Genomic DNA, 16,389 nt, shown 5'->3' with positions numbered 1-16,389 from the left:
GAACTTATATTGTAGTAAAAGCCCATTTGTATTGTAAAAGGAGTAAACAGATTGCAATAAATCGTTCTTATAGGCACGATTAGTTTATTAGTTTAAAATATTTTGAAAACAACCGCTCAAAAATTTCTTATTTAAACTTAGTCTTATAACTTTGTAGGTTCGAACAAACAATGATATGCATCACAAAGACACCAAACGAAGAGAAGCGCTTTTATATCATGCCAAGCCAACGCCTGGAAAAATAAAAGTTGTGCCAACCAAGAAGTATGCTACACAAAGAGATTTGTCATTGGCATATTCACCAGGAGTTGCCGAGCCTTGTTTAGAAATAGCGAAAGACGTTAACAACGTTTATAAATATACTTCCAAAGGAAACTTAGTAGCCGTAATTTCAAATGGTACTGCGGTTTTAGGTCTTGGAGATATCGGACCCGAAGCTTCAAAACCTGTAATGGAAGGGAAAGCACTGTTGTTTAAAATATTTGCCGATATTGATGTGTTTGATATCGAAGTTGACACCAAAGATGTGGATGCTTTTATAGAAACTGTAAAAAATATTGCGCCAACCTTTGGAGGAATCAACCTTGAAGACATCAAAGCTCCCGAATCGTTTGAAATAGAACGACGCTTAGTGGAAGAACTGAACATTCCGGTGATGCACGATGACCAACACGGAACGGCTATCATATCTTCGGCAGCTTTATTGAATGCTTTGTTTTTGGCTAAAAAGAAAATTGATAAAGTAAAAGTTGTTGTTTCTGGAGCAGGTTCAGCAGCATTAGCTTGTGCTAACTTGTATGTTGCTTTAGGCATAAAAGTGCAAAACATCATCATGTTTGATAAAGACGGTGTGCTTTCTATGGATAGAAATGACTTATCCGATTTGCAGAAAAAGTATGCCAACACAAAACCAGGCATCGACCTGAAAAAAGCATTAAAAGATGCCGATGTTTTCCTTGGATTATCCGCTGGAAACATCCTAACTCCTGAAATGTTAAAAGGAATGGCAAAAAACCCTATCGTTTTTGCGATGGCAAACCCTGTTCCTGAAATTGATTATGACTTGGCAATTGCTACCCGAAAAGATATCATTATGGCAACTGGTCGTTCAGACCATCCTAATCAGGTAAACAACGTTCTTGGGTTTCCATATATTTTCCGCGGAGCGTTAGATGTTCGCGCAACTAAAATAAACGAAGCCATGAAAATGGCTGCGGTAAAAGCGTTAGCAGCTTTGGCCAAAGAACCAGTACCGGAGCAAGTAAACATTGCCTATGGAGAAACCAAGTTGAACTTTGGTAGAGATTATATTATCCCAAAACCATTTGACCCAAGGTTAATCTCGGTGGTTGCACCTGCCGTTGCGAAAGCAGCAATGGAATCGGGAGTTGCACTAAACCCAATTACCGATTGGCAGAAATATGAAGATGAATTGTTAGACCGATTAGGTTCTGATAATAAGATGGTTCGATTGCTTACTAATCGTGCTAAGACCAATCCTAAGCGAGTTGTTTTTGCAGAAGCTGACCATTTAGACGTATTGAAAGCAGCACAAATAGCGTATGAAGAAGGAATTGCTAAACCAATACTACTTGGAAACAAAGAGGTTATACTTGAGCTGAAAGAAGAGTTAGATTTTAATGCTGATGTGCCAATTATAGACCCAAAAACTAAAGAAGAAGATGCTAGAAGATTGCATTATGCTGATATTTTTTGGAAAGCAAGAGAACGAAAAGGAGTTTCGCAATATGATGCTCAAAAATGGATGCGTGAGCGCAATTATTTTGCCGCTATGATGGTTAGCGATGGTGATGCAGATGCATTGGTTTCGGGTTATTCAAGAAGTTACCCTTCGGTAATAAAACCAATGATGCAATTGATAGGAAAAGCACCAGGCATTTCATTAATTGCCACAACTAATATGATGATGACCAATCGTGGACCGATGTTTTTATCGGATACAGCGATTAATCCAAACCCATCAGCAGATGATTTGGCGAAAATTGCTTTAATGACCGAAAAGACAGTGAGAATGTTTGGAATTGAACCAGTGATTGCAATGGTTTCTTATTCAAACTTCGGTTCATCTAACTATGAAACAGCTACTAGAGTTCGTGAGGCAGTTGCTTATTTGCATAAATATTACCCTGATTTGATTGTTGATGGAGAAATTCAAACAGATTTTGCCTTGAATCCTGATATGTTGAAAGCTAAATTTCCGTTTTCAAAACTAGCTGGAAAGAAAGTGAATACTTTAATCTTCCCGAATCTTGAAGCTGCCAATATTACTTATAAACTATTGAAAGAGTTGTATAATGTAGATTCTATTGGGCCAATAATGCTAGGAATGGATAAACCAGTTCATATTTTTCAACTTGGTGCAAGCGTTGAAGAAATGGTAAACATGGTTGCTGTTGCCGTTGTTGATGCGCAAGAAAAAGAAAAAAGAAACAAAATGATAAAAGTTAATTTTTGATTTATTTAACAATATTTCAAACTAACACTATCAGTTAAAGAATTTTGTTATATTTGGAAATACATTTTCAAACGAATGATAGCTCATATTCAAGGTAAAGTAGTAGAAAAAACACCAACAGAAGTAATTATAGATTGCAATGGTGTAGGCTATCATATCAATATTTCACTTCATACATTTTCGTTACTTCCTAATACTGATTTTGTAAAGCTTTTTACCTTTCTTCAAATCAAAGAAGATTCGCATTCACTTTTTGGGTTTGTAGAAAAATCAGAGCGTGAATTGTTTAAATTACTATTGTCTGTATCAGGAATTGGTGCAGGAATAGCAAGAACAATGCTTTCCTCTTTAGAACCAAAACAAATTATTCAAGCAATAGCAGTTGGCGACGTAGCTACAGTACAATCTATTAAAGGAATTGGATTGAAAACAGCGCAACGTGCTATCATCGAATTAAAGGAAAAAGTGTTAAAAGTGTATGATTTAAATGAAATTTCTACAATTTCACACAATATTAACAAAGAAGAATCGTTATCTGCATTAGAGGTTTTAGGTTATACTAGAAAATCGGCAGAAAAAGTTGTGGATAAAATCATCAAAGAGAATCAAGAAGCAACAGTAGAAACTATAATCAAACAAGCGTTAAAAAATTTATAATACTTGAAAACAAAATACCATTTATATAAATTCATTACTTTAAAGAAATTACTATTCTTATTTGTTTTTTTAACAACAGGAACCGTTTTTTCTCAAATTGTTGAAACTCCTTCTGATTCCACGGGTTATAGCACTGGAAGAATTGAGATTAATAATCCTAACAGTATTATTAACGCTTATAAATACGACCCAGCAACGAACCGTTATATTTATTCAAGCACTTTTGAAGGATTTAATATAAATTATCCAATTATTTTAACGCCACAAGAGTATGAAGAGTTAGTTCTTCGTGAGTCGATTAGAGATTATTACAAGAAAAAATCGGATGCAATTGATGGTAAAAAAGAAGGAAGCGAAGAAGCAAGAAAAGATCAATTACCAAGATATTATGTTAATTCAGGTTTCTTTGAAACCATTTTTGGTTCCAATACTATTGATGTAAAACCTACAGGTTCGGTTGAAATGGACTTAGGTGTTCGCTATACCAAGCAAGATAATCCTGCATTTTCTCCAAGAAACAGAGCACAAACCTCATTCGATTTCGATCAACGAATCAGTATGAGTTTGATGGGTAAAGTAGGAACTCGATTAAGTGTTAATGCTAATTATGATACCCAATCAACATTTGCTTTCCAAAATTTGATTAAGTTAGAATATGCACCAACAGAGGATGATATTATTCAAAAAATTGAAGTCGGTAACGTAAGTATGCCGTTAACCAATTCATTGATTCGTGGTGCACAAAGTTTATTTGGAGTCAAAGCACAATTGCAATTTGGGAGAACAACAGTTACAGGAGTTTTCTCTGAACAAAAATCGCAAACACGTTCAGTAACGGCTCAAGGTGGTGGAACTATTCAAGATGCTGAAATTTTTGCTTTAGATTATGATTCGGACAGACACTTTTTCTTATCACAATACTTTAGAAACAGGTATGATGAAGCGATGTCAACTTATCCACACATTCAGAGTAGAGTTCAGATTACTAGAATTGAAGTTTGGGTAACTAATAAACAAAACAGAGTAAATAATACCAATAATAATTTAAGAAACATTATTGCACTTCAAGATTTAGGTGAGGCAGAGTTATCTGGAGTTGCAGTAAATAATGTTGTAGCAATTGCACCTGCAGATTTACCAGCATTTTTTGTTGCTCCAGTAGATACACCACCAAGTAACGAGAACAATAAATATGACCCAACAAAAATCGGTACTTCAGGATATTTGTTAAATTCAAACATCAGAGATGTAACAACATCAAGCCAAGGATTTAATAATATTACATCAGTAAGTGAAGGAAATGATTACTCAAAACTTGAAAATGCTAGAAAGTTAAATCCAAATGAATTTACTTATCATCCACAATTAGGATATATTTCATTGCAGCAACGTTTGGCTAACGATGAAGTTTTGGCCGTTGCTTATCAATTTACTGTTGGAAATGATGTTTATCAAGTTGGAGAATTCGGAACGGATGGAGTTGAATCATCAGTTGTTAGTGGTTCGGCAGATGACCCAAATATATCAACACAAAGTTTGATTTTAAAAATGCTGAAAAGTAATTTGACAAACGTTCAAAAACCAATTTGGAATTTGTTGATGAAGAATATTTATCAAATCCCTGGAGCGTTTCAATTACAACAAGAAGATTTCAGATTTAATATTTTATATACTGATCCTTCGCCTATAAATTATATTTCTCCTGTACCTGGAACTAATTTTCCTGTTACAACTGATCCTGATATGACTGTTGCAGAAACACCATTAATTAAAGTATTCAATGTTGATAAATTGAATTATAATAATGACCCGCAAAATGGAGGTGATGGATTTTTTGATTTCATACCAGGATTAACTGTTGACCAGCAAAACGGAAGAATTATTTTTACTACTGTTGAACCTTTTGGTAAGCATTTGTTTGAAAAATTGAGGTTAAACAATAGTGAAGATTATTATGAAGATTACTCGGCAACAAATCAATTGCCAACAACAAATACATTTAATGCGAACCAAGCAAAATATGTATTTAGAGAAATGTATCGAACTACTCAAGCAGCAGCTTTACAAGATGCATCTAGAAATAAGTTTCAACTAAAAGTTAGGTATAAATCTTCTGGTGGTGAAGGTATTCCTATCGGTGCTTTCAATGTGCCAAGAGGTTCAGTTGTTGTTACTGCTGGAGGAAGAGTTTTAGTTGAAGGTGTTGATTACAGTGTAAATTATCAGGCAGGAAGAGTTCAAATCCTTGATCCTTCTCTTCAGGCATCAAATACGCCTATTAATGTTTCAGTAGAGAATAATTCTGTGTTTGGTCAACAAACTAGAAGGTTTATGGGAGTTAATGTTGAACATAAATTCAGTGATAAGTTTTTAATTGGTGGTACTTTGATAAATATGGCTGAAAGACCATTTACTCAAAAATCAAATTACGGACAAGAATCGGTTAACAATACAATCTATGGGTTTAATGCTAATTATTCTACAGAGGTTCCTTTTTTCACTCGCTTGGTAAATAAGCTTCCAAACATTGATACCGATGTGCCTTCTAATTTATCGGTTAGAGGTGAAATAGCTTTTTTAAAACCAGGAACATCTAAGAACGATCAATTTGATGGAGAATCAACTATTTATGTTGATGACTTTGAAGGTTCACAAACAACCATTGACATGCGATCGCCAATTTCATGGGCTTTATCGAGTGTGCCTAAGTTTCCAGAGAATCCTGAGCCTGGAACTGATACTTATGAATTTAATTCAGGAGCACTTGATTTAAGTTATGGATATAAAAGAGCAAAATTAAACTGGTACAGTATTGACCCAACCATATACATTCAAACTCCTGGTGAAATTGGACCAGATGGAGTTTCTTTAAACAGTACCAGAAGAATTTTTAATAGAGAATTATTTCCAAATTTAGACCTAACAATTGGACAATCTCAAGTGGTGAATACTTTAGATTTAACGTATTATCCATCTGAGCGCGGTCCGTATAATTATGATCCAGCAGCGGCAACAACAGGAGTTTTGCCAAATCCTACTCAAAACTTTGGGGGTATTACTCGTGCTATAAATTCTACTAATTTTGAGCAAAGTAATGTGGAATACATTCAATTTTGGGTAATGGATCCATACTATCCAGACACTGATCCAAATGCTGAAAATCCTGCTAATGTTGGAAAAATTTATTTTAACCTAGGAGAAATATCAGAAGATATTTTGAAAGATGAGCGTAAACAATATGAGAACGGTTTACCAGCAAATAATGTTTCTCAAGCATTAACCAGTTCAACAGTTTGGGGTAAAGTACCTTCGGCACAATCATTAATATATGCTTTTGACGTTGATGGTGCGAATCGTGCCAAACAAGACGTTGGATTTGACGGATTGGATGATAATGATGAAAAAAGTTTACCAGGTATTCATCCAGCTTATGCTGCTTTGCCCGATCCAGCAGCAGATAATTATCAATATTTTTTAGCAGCTTCAGGGAGTTCAGTTTTTGAGCGCTATAAAAATTACAATGGCGTTCAAGGCAATTCACCAGTTGACGTTTCTGACACCAATAGAGGTTCAACTACATTACCTGATGTAGAAGATATCAATCGAGATAACACTATGAATACCATTAATGCTTATTATGAGTATAGTGTTGATATTCGACCAAATATGACTGTTGGTACAAATTATATCACAGACGTTCGTGAAACAGTTATTGATAATTTACCTAATGGTACTTCAATTCCTGTTCGTTGGTTCCAAATGAAAATTCCAGTTAAAGATTATCAAAATAAAGTAGGTGCAATTACAGATTTTCGTTCAATACGTTTTATGAGAATGTTTATGACTGGATTTTCTGAACAAGTTACACTTCGTTTTGGAGCTTTAGATTTAGTTCGTGGAGAATGGAGAAGATATGATAATTCATTTGAATTGACTGACAATAATCCTGATGATGATGGAACCAATTTTGATGTTCTTTCGGTAAACATACAAGAAAATGCAAGTCGTTTACCAATTCCTTATGTTTCGCCTCCAGGAGTCGTTCGTGAACAGTTAGCAAACGGAAACGATATTGTTAATCAAAATGAACAAGCTCTTTCATTAAGAGTTTCGGGCGAAGGTTTAGAACCAGGTGATTCAAGAGCTGTGTTTAAAAATGTTAGCATTGACATGCGTCAGTTTAATAAACTGAAAATGTTTTTGCATGCCGAAGCTTTACCAGCACCAACTGATCCAACACCGCTTTTAGATGATCAAATGACTGCTTTCATACGTTTTGGTAATGACTTTACAGACAATTTCTACGAAGTTGAAATTCCTTTAAAAGTTACTCCAGAAACTGGAAGAACACCTGAAGAAGTTTGGCCAGAAATCAATGAAATGGATATTAGAACCAGTTTGTTAACCAAATTAAAGGTATTGTCATTAAGTGTTGATCCAGCTGAATTAGTTGATGGAGTTTTGTATAAAGACGATGTAGAATTAGATCCATCTTTAGGTAATATTACAAACCGCGGACCATTAAGATTGGGTATTAAAGGAAATCCAAATTTTGGGTTAGTGAGAACATTAATGGTTGGGGTGAGAAACAGGCATACTGAGAAAATTCGTGGAGAAGTTTGGTTTAATGAACTTCGATTGGCAGATATGAGTAACAAAGGCGGAATGGCAGCGGTATTAAATGTTGACACCAATATGGCTGATTTTGCAACCATTTCTGCAACTGGAAGAAAAAGCACCATTGGATTTGGTTCTGTTGAAGAAGGCCCAAATGAAAGAAGTAGAGAAGATGTACTTCAATATAATTTAGTTACTAATTTAAGTTTAGGTAAACTTTTACCTAAGAAATGGGGAATTAATTTGCCATTTAATTATGCTATTGGGGAAGAAACCATTACGCCAGAGTACGATCCTTATAATCAAGATATTCGTTTAAATCAATTGTTAGCAAATACGTCAGATGCTGATGAAAGAGCTAATATTGAAAACAGAGCAATTGATTATACAAGAAGAAAAAGCATCAATTTCATTGGTGTTAAGAAAGAAAGATCGCCTGAGCAAAAACCACATATTTATGATCCTGAAAATTTAACATTGTCCTATTCATACAATGAAATAAAGAAACATAATTATGAAATTGAGAATTTTATTGACCAACAGGTTAATGCTACTGTAGATTATACTTATACATTCCAACCAAAACCGGTTGAACCTTTTAAAAATTCAAAATACTTTAAGAAAAGTAGCTACTGGAAAATGTTGCAAGATTTTAATTTTAATTATTTGCCAACAAATATTTCCTATAGCACAAATATAATCAGACAATACAATCAACAAAGATTCAGACAAGTTGATGTTGACGGAATTCCACTGGATGATTTATATAGAAGAAACTATATGTTTAATTATCAGTATGGATTTAATTATAGTTTAACCAAATCTTTGAAATTAAATTATTCAGCTTCAACCAGAAACTTGGTTAGAAACTACATTGATGAAAATAATGATGTTGACAATAGTTATACTATTTGGACTGATTTTTGGAATATTGGAACACCAAACCAACACAATCAGCAAATTGTGGTTAATTATGATTTGCCTATAAATAAATTACCATTCTTGGCTTTTGTAAAATCTACGTATTCTTATACTGGAGATTACAGTTGGCAACGTGCTTCTTTAGCGTTATCACCGTTAGTTTTGGATGGACAAGAGTATAACTTAGGAAACACAGTTCAAAATGCTGGTTCGCATAGATTTAACACAGCATTGAACATGGAGACTTTCTATAAATACATTGGTCTTGGTAAAAAACCAGCAACTAGACCTAATCAACCAAAAACACTACCAAAACCTGGTCAAAAAATTACCAATACAGCTCAGCCAGCTAAATCTGAAAATGTATTCTTAGATGGTTTGAAAGGAGTTTTAACCAGTGTGAAGAATGTTCAAATTAATTACACTAGAAACCAAGGAACAATGTTACCAGGATTTTTACCAAGTATAGGTTTCTTTGGTTCTTCTAAACCTGGTTTAGGGTTTGTGTTTGGTGACCAAGCAGATGTTAGATATGAAGCTGCTAAAAGAGGTTGGCTTACAGATTATCAGGATTTCAATCAAAATTTTACACGTGTAAAAACAACTACTTTAGATCTGACTGCTAATGTAGATTTGTTTCCTGATTTTAAAATTGATTTAATTGCAAATAGAGCTTATTCAGAAAATTATTCTGAACAATACAACGTTATTGATGGGAATTATAATTCTCAATCACCTTATACTACAGGTAATTTTTCTATTACAACAGTAATGCTTAAATCTGCTTTTAAAGCAAGTGATGAAAACTTCTCTTCTTCATTTAATGACTTCAGAGGAAACAGAATAATAATTGCAGATAGATTGGCAACAGAATTTTATGGAACAACTAACTTCACTAGAGATGCGGAAGGTTATCCAATTGGTTTTGGTAAAAACAGTCAACAAGTATTGTTACCTGCATTTTTAGCTGCTTATACGGGCTTATATACTTCAGGCGCTAATGATTCTGCAAAAAATATTTCATTAGATGCAATAAAAAATATTCCGATTCCTAACTGGACGGTAAAATATACAGGATTAATGCGTTATAAGTTCTTTAAAGACACATTCAAACGTTTCTCTCTTCAGCATGCTTATCGTGCTTCTTATACAATTAATTCATTCCGTTCTAATTTAGATTACGATCCTAATTCGCCAGCTGATGTAGATGTTGGTGGAAATATTAAAGCACGAAATTTGATAGGAAATGCCAACTTAGTTGAACAATTTAATCCATTAATCCGTTTAGATTTTGAAATGAAAAACTCATTCAAAATGCTAGCAGAGATGAAAAAGGACAGAAGTTTATCGTTGAGTTTTGATAATAATCTTTTAACTGAAGTTCAAGGATTAGAGTATGTTTTAGGTTTTGGTTATCGTTTTAAAGATGTAATTATCTCTTCAAAATTAGCTGATAACCCAACGGGAATTATCAAAAGTGATATTAACATGAAAATTGATTTCTCATACAGAAACAATAAAACCATAGTTCGTTATTTAGATTATGACAATAACCAATTGGGGAATGGTCAAAATATTTGGTCTGCAAAATTAACTGCTGATTATTCGTTTAGTAAAAATCTAACCGCTATTTTCTATTACGACCATTCGTTCTCAAAACCGGTAATTTCAACTTCATTCCCGTTAACAAATATCAGAGCTGGATTTACTTTGCGATATAATTTTGGAAACTAAAAAGTTTTAAAGTTTTCATTTTAATAATCGCTCAAGAAATAATACTTTTGGAGAAATTTATAAATACTAAATCAAATGAACATACCAGCTAACTTAAAATACACAAAAGACCACGAATGGGTTGCTATTGATGGAGATGTTGCTACTGTAGGAATTACTGATTTTGCTCAAAAAGAATTGGGTGATATCGTTTATGTAGAAGTAGAAACTCTTGATCAAACTATGGACAAAGACGAAGTTTTTGGTACTGTAGAAGCAGTGAAAACAGTTTCAGATTTATTTTTACCATTATCTGGTGAAATAATCGAATTCAATGACAGCTTAGAAAGAAAACCTGAAACTGTAAATACAGATCCTTATGGCGATGGTTGGATGATAAAAGTAAAATTCTCAAATCCTGAAGAAGTAGCTGATCTTTTATCTAGCGATGACTATAAAAACCTTATTGGCGCATAAAAATTTTTGGTTAGCAATTGCACTGTTATGGACAAGCATAATATTTTATTTATGCTTAATAGATAGTAGCGAGTTGCCTTCGTTGGGAATAAAAGTTGAAGGATTTGACAAAGTTGTTCATTTCTCGTTCCATTTTATTTTTACAGTATTTTGGGTAATTTATCTAAATGTAACCAATACAAGTGTTACTAGAAAGCAAGTAACAAATGTCATCATTGCTTCTTTTTTAATTGGAGTAACTATTGAATTTCTGCAAGGAGAATTTACAACAACTAGAAACGCTGATATTATTGATGTTCTTGCCAATTCACTAGGAACAGTAACCTCAGGATTTATAATGTATTTCATTGTAAACAGAATAAATAAATTAAAAACACAATAAAAAGTCCCATTTCGATGGGATTTTTTTATTTTTATGGCTTCAAAGAATTATAATTTTATTTCTTCCTTATGAGAAACTTACTCTCAATTGTTTTTTTATTCCTTGGCCTTTTGGGTCAAGCCCAAATAAATAGTCAAACTTCCGAACGTTTTCCTGTTTTTCCTGATTGTCAAAGTCAAGAAGACACCAATTTAGAAACTTGTTTTTACAATCAAGTTCACGATTTTGTGTTCAACAATTTTAAAGTTCCAGAGGATTTAACCAATAAAAACTATAAAGGAACTGTTATCGTTTTATTTGAAGTAACCGATGAAGGAAAGTTCATTGTGCAATATGTTGATGCCAACGAAAAAGAATTGGTAGAAGAAAGCAAAAGAGTTTTCGCTAAAATGCCAAAGGTTTCACCGGCAACTTATAACGGTAAACCTACTTATGCTAAATATACCATCAGAATTGCAATACCATTACAAAGCAGAGAGCAAATTCAAGCTGAAAAAGACGCTGCAGCCGAAGCTGCCAAAAGTTCAAATGCCTTCGTAAAAAACACTAAGGAGTTGAACGAATACGAAGCAGTTAAATACCAAACTTTTGACCAACCACAATTCGAAAGCCATAACAACATTCCATTTTCTCATAGTTATTATGCTCAGTTTGATGATGAATTGAATCAGGTTGGTGCTAACAATCACACTAGTTCAAAACCTTACAACTATGCAGAAGTTAATAAGTATTATAACTTTAAAGATGTTGCAAAATCTATTGAAAAGCCGAGAACTTCTTGGCTAGGTAAAAAGTTTTGGAACGAAAACATGGTTGAGTTAAAAGGCGAGGATTACTGGTTTACATTAAATCCTATTGTTGATTTACAATTAGGGCGAAGTCAATCTAACATTAGTGACAATTCTAATTCTACATTTATTAATACACGCGGAATTCAGTTTAACGGTGGTTTGGGCAAAACAGTAAATTTCACAACCACTTTGTACGAAAGTCAAGGACGTTTTGCTGGTTATTTCAATCGTTATGCCGAATCTATAAAACCTGATGGTGGAAATCCTGCAATCATTCCAGGAATAGGTATTGCAAAACGATTCAAGGATGACGCTTACGATTTTCCTCTTGCTGAAGCCAATCTTGCTTTTACACCTAGTAACTTCTTCAATTTAAATCTTGGTTATGGTCGAAATTTCCTTGGTGATGGTTATCGTTCATTATTGTTAAGTGATGGTGCAAGTCCATATCCTTATGTGAAAATAAACACTAGTTTTTGGAAAATAAAATACACCAACATTTATACATGGTTAAAAGACGTTCGTCCAGAAGTTACAATAGACAGAACATATGCAACCAAATACGTAGCAAGTCATTATTTAAGTATGAACGTTTCCAAGCGTTGGAACTTAGGCTTCTTCGAATCGGTGGTTTGGACCAATCAAAACAATCGCGGTTTCGATATGAGTTTTGTAAACCCAATCATCTTCTATCGTGCCGTTGAGTTTGCTTCTTCTTCTCGTAGCGGAAACGCTTTATTAGGGTTAACAACTAAATATAAATTCAGCAATCAAGTTAATTTTTATGGCCAGTTTCTGTTAGATGAATTTTCGTTAAACGATGTTAAAGCAGGAGAAAAAAGCTGGAAGAATAAATTTGGATACCAACTTGGAGCAAAATATTACAATGCATTCAATATTAAAAATCTTTTACTTCAAGTAGAATACAACCATGTTCGTCCTTATGTGTATGCACACAGCGAACCAATTACCAATTACGGTCACAACAATCAAAGTTTAGGACACAATTGGGGTGGAAACTTCAAAGAATTTGTTGCTATTGCTCGTTATTTCAAAGGAAGATATTTTGCCGATGCTAAAATTACTTTTGGTCAACGCGGTTTAGATTTTAATACTGCAGATGATAATTTCAATTATGGAGGAAACATATATCTAGATTATGATGTTGACAGACCTTATGATACTGGCGTAAGCGTTGGTCAAGGAAATAAAACCACCATTTTTATCGCCGATTTACAAGCTGGTTATTTAATTAACCCATCAACTAATATGAAACTTTTTGGTAGTCTTATCTTCCGAAATTTTAGCCCAACAGCCGAAACCTTAACAACCTTTAAAGAAAATACTACTTGGTTTTCTCTAGGTCTGCGTTGTGATATCTTTAATTGGTATTTCGATTATTAGTATTCTAAAATTCTTTTTTTAAAGAACTGTTTTTCAGCAAATAAGTACTTCTTTTTATGCGCTAAACGTTTGTTAAACTAGTGCTAAATTTATTTTGCGTGAATTTATTTTGTTTAACTTTATAATCAAATAATTAAACAAAAAGTGTATCTATTTGTTTAATTAGTCTCCAACTCTTCTACCTACTTATTAAAATCAGCTAATTCATTTAATGAATGAAGCAATATGAAGATTTATTTAACTGATAATATTAACATAAAATTAAACACTATGAAAAACAAAAACTTCAATCTGATTAATTCTGTAAAAGCGCTGTTTCTTGCTGCTTTTATCACGTTCAATTTTGCATCATGTTCAAATGATGAAACAACATCAAACGACACAACTGCATCAAAATTAACTATCAAAGAAACTCTAGATGCATTTAATCGTGCTCCTGCTCCAGGAAACACTTCAATTGCAGGTGTAGCGGTAGGTGCAGGTTTCAATGAACTAGTATCTGCTTTAGTGTATGTTGACACCGAATTAAACACTCAACTAGTCAATCTTTTCGCTAATGGAACAGATCAATACACTGTATTTGCTCCAACAGACCAAGCTTTCCAGAACTTGTATGCTGCTTTAAATGTTACAAGTATTACTGAACTTCCAGCGCCATTGGTACGTGATGTTTTATTATACCATGTAACTGACGGAAGACGTGCAGCTAACAGCGTAGTGCCAAAAAATGGAATGCGTACAATCACTACACTTCTTTCAAGTCAATTTTACGTATTGCCTAATGGTTCTATAAATGCTATTGGTAATACTGCAAATATTACAACAGCTAATATTTCTGCTTCAAACGGAATCATACATGTGATAGATGCAGTTTTACTGCCTATTAACTAAGTGTAATTGTTCAATACTTTATGTTTTTAAAGAGACCATGTTTTGGTCTCTTTTTTTATTTGACCAAATTTTTTAGTTTTTTACCATATATTGTAAGAATTAAGTTTAAATTCATCGTGCGCACGACTAATATTGTCATGCGCACAGGTAAAACAATCAAGCGCACAGGTAAAATAATCAAGTGCACACCTAAAATAATCAAGCGCACGGGTAAAACAATCAAGTGCACACCTAAAACAGTCATGCGCACAGGTAAAACAATCAAACGCAAGGGTAAAACAATCAAGTGCACGGATAAAACAATCAAGTGCACGGATAAAACAATCAACTGCACAGCTAAAACAATCAATCGCACACCTAAAACAACTAACTGCACACCTAAAACAACGAAGCGCACACCTAAAACAGTTAAACGCACGACCAAAACAATCAATCGCACAACTATAAAATTTAAACACTCATCTACAGTAGTTATTTTTATGAATTGTTTTTTTGTCAAATCACTTTCTATAAAGTACCTTTGCAAAAGTTTTTAAAAACAAATGAATTCAACATTGAACGTCACTTCAAAACCTTTTACAATCAAGTCGGTTGCTACAGATTTCAAAGAAATCACAAAAGCAGGTTTGGCAATCAGTGTTGTCTTTTCTTCCATTGCAGGATATCTATTAGGAGTTTATAGTTTTCAAGACCTGAATTGGTTGCATTTATTAATGCTTGCCGTTGGTGGTTATTGTATGGTTGGAGCATCAAATGCCTACAATCAAGTAATCGAAAAAGACCTCGACGCCTTGATGGACAGAACAAAAAATCGTCCTGTTGCATCAGGAAGAATGTCACCAAATAGAGCGTTATTTGTTGCTAGCATTTTGACAATTATTGGTTTAGTATTGTTATACTTAATCAATCCAAAATCAGCCATGTTTGGCGCTATTTCTATTTTTTTATATACCAGCGTTTACACACCTTTAAAAACATATACACCATTATCGGTTTTCGTAGGTGCATTTCCCGGAGCTATTCCATTCATGTTAGGATGGGTTGCCGCAACCAATGATTTTGGAATCGAAGCCGGAACATTGTTCTTAATTCAATTTTTTTGGCAGTTTCCACATTTTTGGGCAATCGGTTGGTTCCTTTACGAAGACTACGAAAAAGCTGGTTTCTTTATGCTTCCAACAGGAAAAAAAGACACATCTACTGCTTTACAAACATTATTATATAGTGTTTGGTTATTAGTAGCATCGCTTTTACCAGCATTAGGATACACAGGAAGATTATTCATTTCACCAATAGCAGCCATATTAGTTGCAGCAATCGGTTTGTGGATGATATATTACGCCGCAAGACTTTATAAACTAAGAACTGCCAAAGCAGCCAAACAATTAATGTTAGTAAGTGTGTCTTATATTACCTTATTACAATTGATTTATATTTTTGATAAATTTTTAAGATAGAAAGTTATGACAATGACTGCCGAAGAACATAAAGCACGCACCGCAAGATCATATAAACTCTTGCTGATGTTTGCTATGTTAAGTATGACCATGATGTTTGCAGGATTAACAAGTGCCTTTGTTGTTAGTAAATCTCGTGGCGATTGGTTGCAAAACTTCGAAATGCCAAAAGCATTTTTCGTAAGTACAGTAATTATTTTGCTATGCAGTGTTACATTTCATTTAGCAAAACTGGCAATAAAGAAAGACAATCGCAGTGCTACAACAAATTACTTGTTAGCTACATTTATATTAGGAATTCTGTTTGTTTATTTTCAATTCAGAGGCTTCGGAGAAGTAGTAAATCAAGGTTATTTTTTCACTGGTCCAGAGAGTAACATCACAACAACTTTTCTTTATGTAGTAACGGTTGTTCACCTTGCACATTTATTTGGCGGAATTATTTCACTTTTAATCATAATTTATAATCATTTTAAACAAAAATACAATTCAAGTCAAACCCTTGGAATTGAACTAGGTGCAATGTATTGGCACTTTCTAGATTTCTTGTGGATTTATTTGTTTTTATTTTTATATTTCTTTAAATAAGAAAAAAAATCTAAA

General features: G+C 33.7%; 10 protein-coding genes. 9 read left to right on the top strand and 1 reads right to left on the bottom strand.

Annotated elements, in window-relative coordinates; genetic code table 11:
• The first annotated feature begins 175 nt into the window (after window positions 1-175).
• The 7 genes from RN605_RS08545 to RN605_RS08515 all read left to right on the top strand — a co-directional run bounded on the left by RN605_RS08545 (window position 176) and on the right by RN605_RS08515 (window position 14,329).
• Window positions 176-2,476, top strand: a complete 2,301-nt coding sequence (locus RN605_RS08545; protein ID WP_313324204.1) for an NADP-dependent malic enzyme — start codon at window positions 176-178, stop codon at window positions 2,474-2,476.
• A gap of 75 nt (window positions 2,477-2,551) precedes the next feature.
• On the top strand, window positions 2,552-3,133 hold the full coding sequence (gene ruvA, locus RN605_RS08540) for a Holliday junction branch migration protein RuvA (protein WP_313324203.1): 582 nt from the start codon (window positions 2,552-2,554) through the stop codon (window positions 3,131-3,133).
• Between the two features lie 3 nt (window positions 3,134-3,136).
• Window positions 3,137-10,405: a T9SS outer membrane translocon Sov/SprA gene (gene sov, locus RN605_RS08535; protein WP_394853499.1), complete on the top strand. Its 7,269-nt coding sequence runs from the start codon at window positions 3,137-3,139 to the stop codon at window positions 10,403-10,405.
• A gap of 75 nt (window positions 10,406-10,480) precedes the next feature.
• Window positions 10,481-10,861 carry a glycine cleavage system protein GcvH gene (gene gcvH, locus RN605_RS08530; RefSeq protein WP_313324201.1) on the top strand — a complete coding sequence of 127 codons (381 nt, stop codon included), beginning with the start codon at window positions 10,481-10,483 and terminating at the stop codon, window positions 10,859-10,861.
• A complete protein-coding gene (locus tag RN605_RS08525; protein ID WP_313324200.1) occupies window positions 10,851-11,243 on the top strand; it encodes a VanZ family protein in 393 nt (130 codons plus the stop codon). Before gcvH ends, RN605_RS08525 begins: the two co-directional genes overlap by 11 nt.
• A gap of 68 nt (window positions 11,244-11,311) precedes the next feature.
• Complete coding sequence (locus tag RN605_RS08520; protein ID WP_313324198.1) at window positions 11,312-13,438, top strand: gliding motility protein RemB; 2,127 nt, start codon at window positions 11,312-11,314, stop codon at window positions 13,436-13,438.
• 270 nt (window positions 13,439-13,708) lie between these two features.
• Window positions 13,709-14,329 carry a fasciclin domain-containing protein gene (locus RN605_RS08515; protein WP_313324196.1) on the top strand — a complete coding sequence of 207 codons (621 nt, stop codon included), beginning with the start codon at window positions 13,709-13,711 and terminating at the stop codon, window positions 14,327-14,329.
• A gap of 55 nt (window positions 14,330-14,384) precedes the next feature.
• On the opposite strand, the gene RN605_RS08510 is transcribed toward RN605_RS08515, so the two are convergent.
• Window positions 14,385-14,828, bottom strand: a complete 444-nt coding sequence (locus RN605_RS08510; RefSeq protein WP_313324195.1) for a hypothetical protein — start codon at window positions 14,826-14,828, stop codon at window positions 14,385-14,387.
• Window positions 14,829-14,871: 43 nt separating this feature from the next.
• Between RN605_RS08510 and cyoE the strand changes: the two genes are divergently transcribed.
• Window positions 14,872-15,786: a heme o synthase gene (gene cyoE / locus RN605_RS08505; protein WP_313324193.1), complete on the top strand. Its 915-nt coding sequence runs from the start codon at window positions 14,872-14,874 to the stop codon at window positions 15,784-15,786.
• A gap of 6 nt (window positions 15,787-15,792) precedes the next feature.
• Window positions 15,793-16,374: a cytochrome c oxidase subunit 3 gene (locus RN605_RS08500; RefSeq protein WP_313324191.1), complete on the top strand. Its 582-nt coding sequence runs from the start codon at window positions 15,793-15,795 to the stop codon at window positions 16,372-16,374.
• Window positions 16,375-16,389 lie beyond the last annotated feature (15 nt).

Origin of the sequence: Flavobacterium sp. PMTSA4 (assembly GCF_032098525.1) — a bacterium.
Lineage (GTDB): Bacteria > Bacteroidota > Bacteroidia > Flavobacteriales > Flavobacteriaceae > Flavobacterium > Flavobacterium capsici.
This window is presented reverse-complemented; position numbering and strand designations above follow the sequence as displayed.

What these genes read in the sequence shown, in the direction of transcription:
- RN605_RS08545 (WP_313324204.1), top strand. Translation starts at nt 176, where the DNA reads ATGCATCACAAAGACACCAAACGAAGAGAAGCGCTTTTATATCATGCC.
- ruvA (WP_313324203.1), top strand. Translation starts at nt 2,552, where the DNA reads ATGATAGCTCATATTCAAGGTAAAGTAGTAGAAAAAACACCAACAGAA.
- gcvH (WP_313324201.1), top strand. Translation starts at nt 10,481, where the DNA reads ATGAACATACCAGCTAACTTAAAATACACAAAAGACCACGAATGGGTT.
- RN605_RS08520 (WP_313324198.1), top strand. Translation starts at nt 11,312, where the DNA reads ATGAGAAACTTACTCTCAATTGTTTTTTTATTCCTTGGCCTTTTGGGT.
- RN605_RS08515 (WP_313324196.1), top strand. Translation starts at nt 13,709, where the DNA reads ATGAAAAACAAAAACTTCAATCTGATTAATTCTGTAAAAGCGCTGTTT.
- cyoE (WP_313324193.1), top strand. Translation starts at nt 14,872, where the DNA reads ATGAATTCAACATTGAACGTCACTTCAAAACCTTTTACAATCAAGTCG.
- RN605_RS08500 (WP_313324191.1), top strand. Translation starts at nt 15,793, where the DNA reads ATGACAATGACTGCCGAAGAACATAAAGCACGCACCGCAAGATCATAT.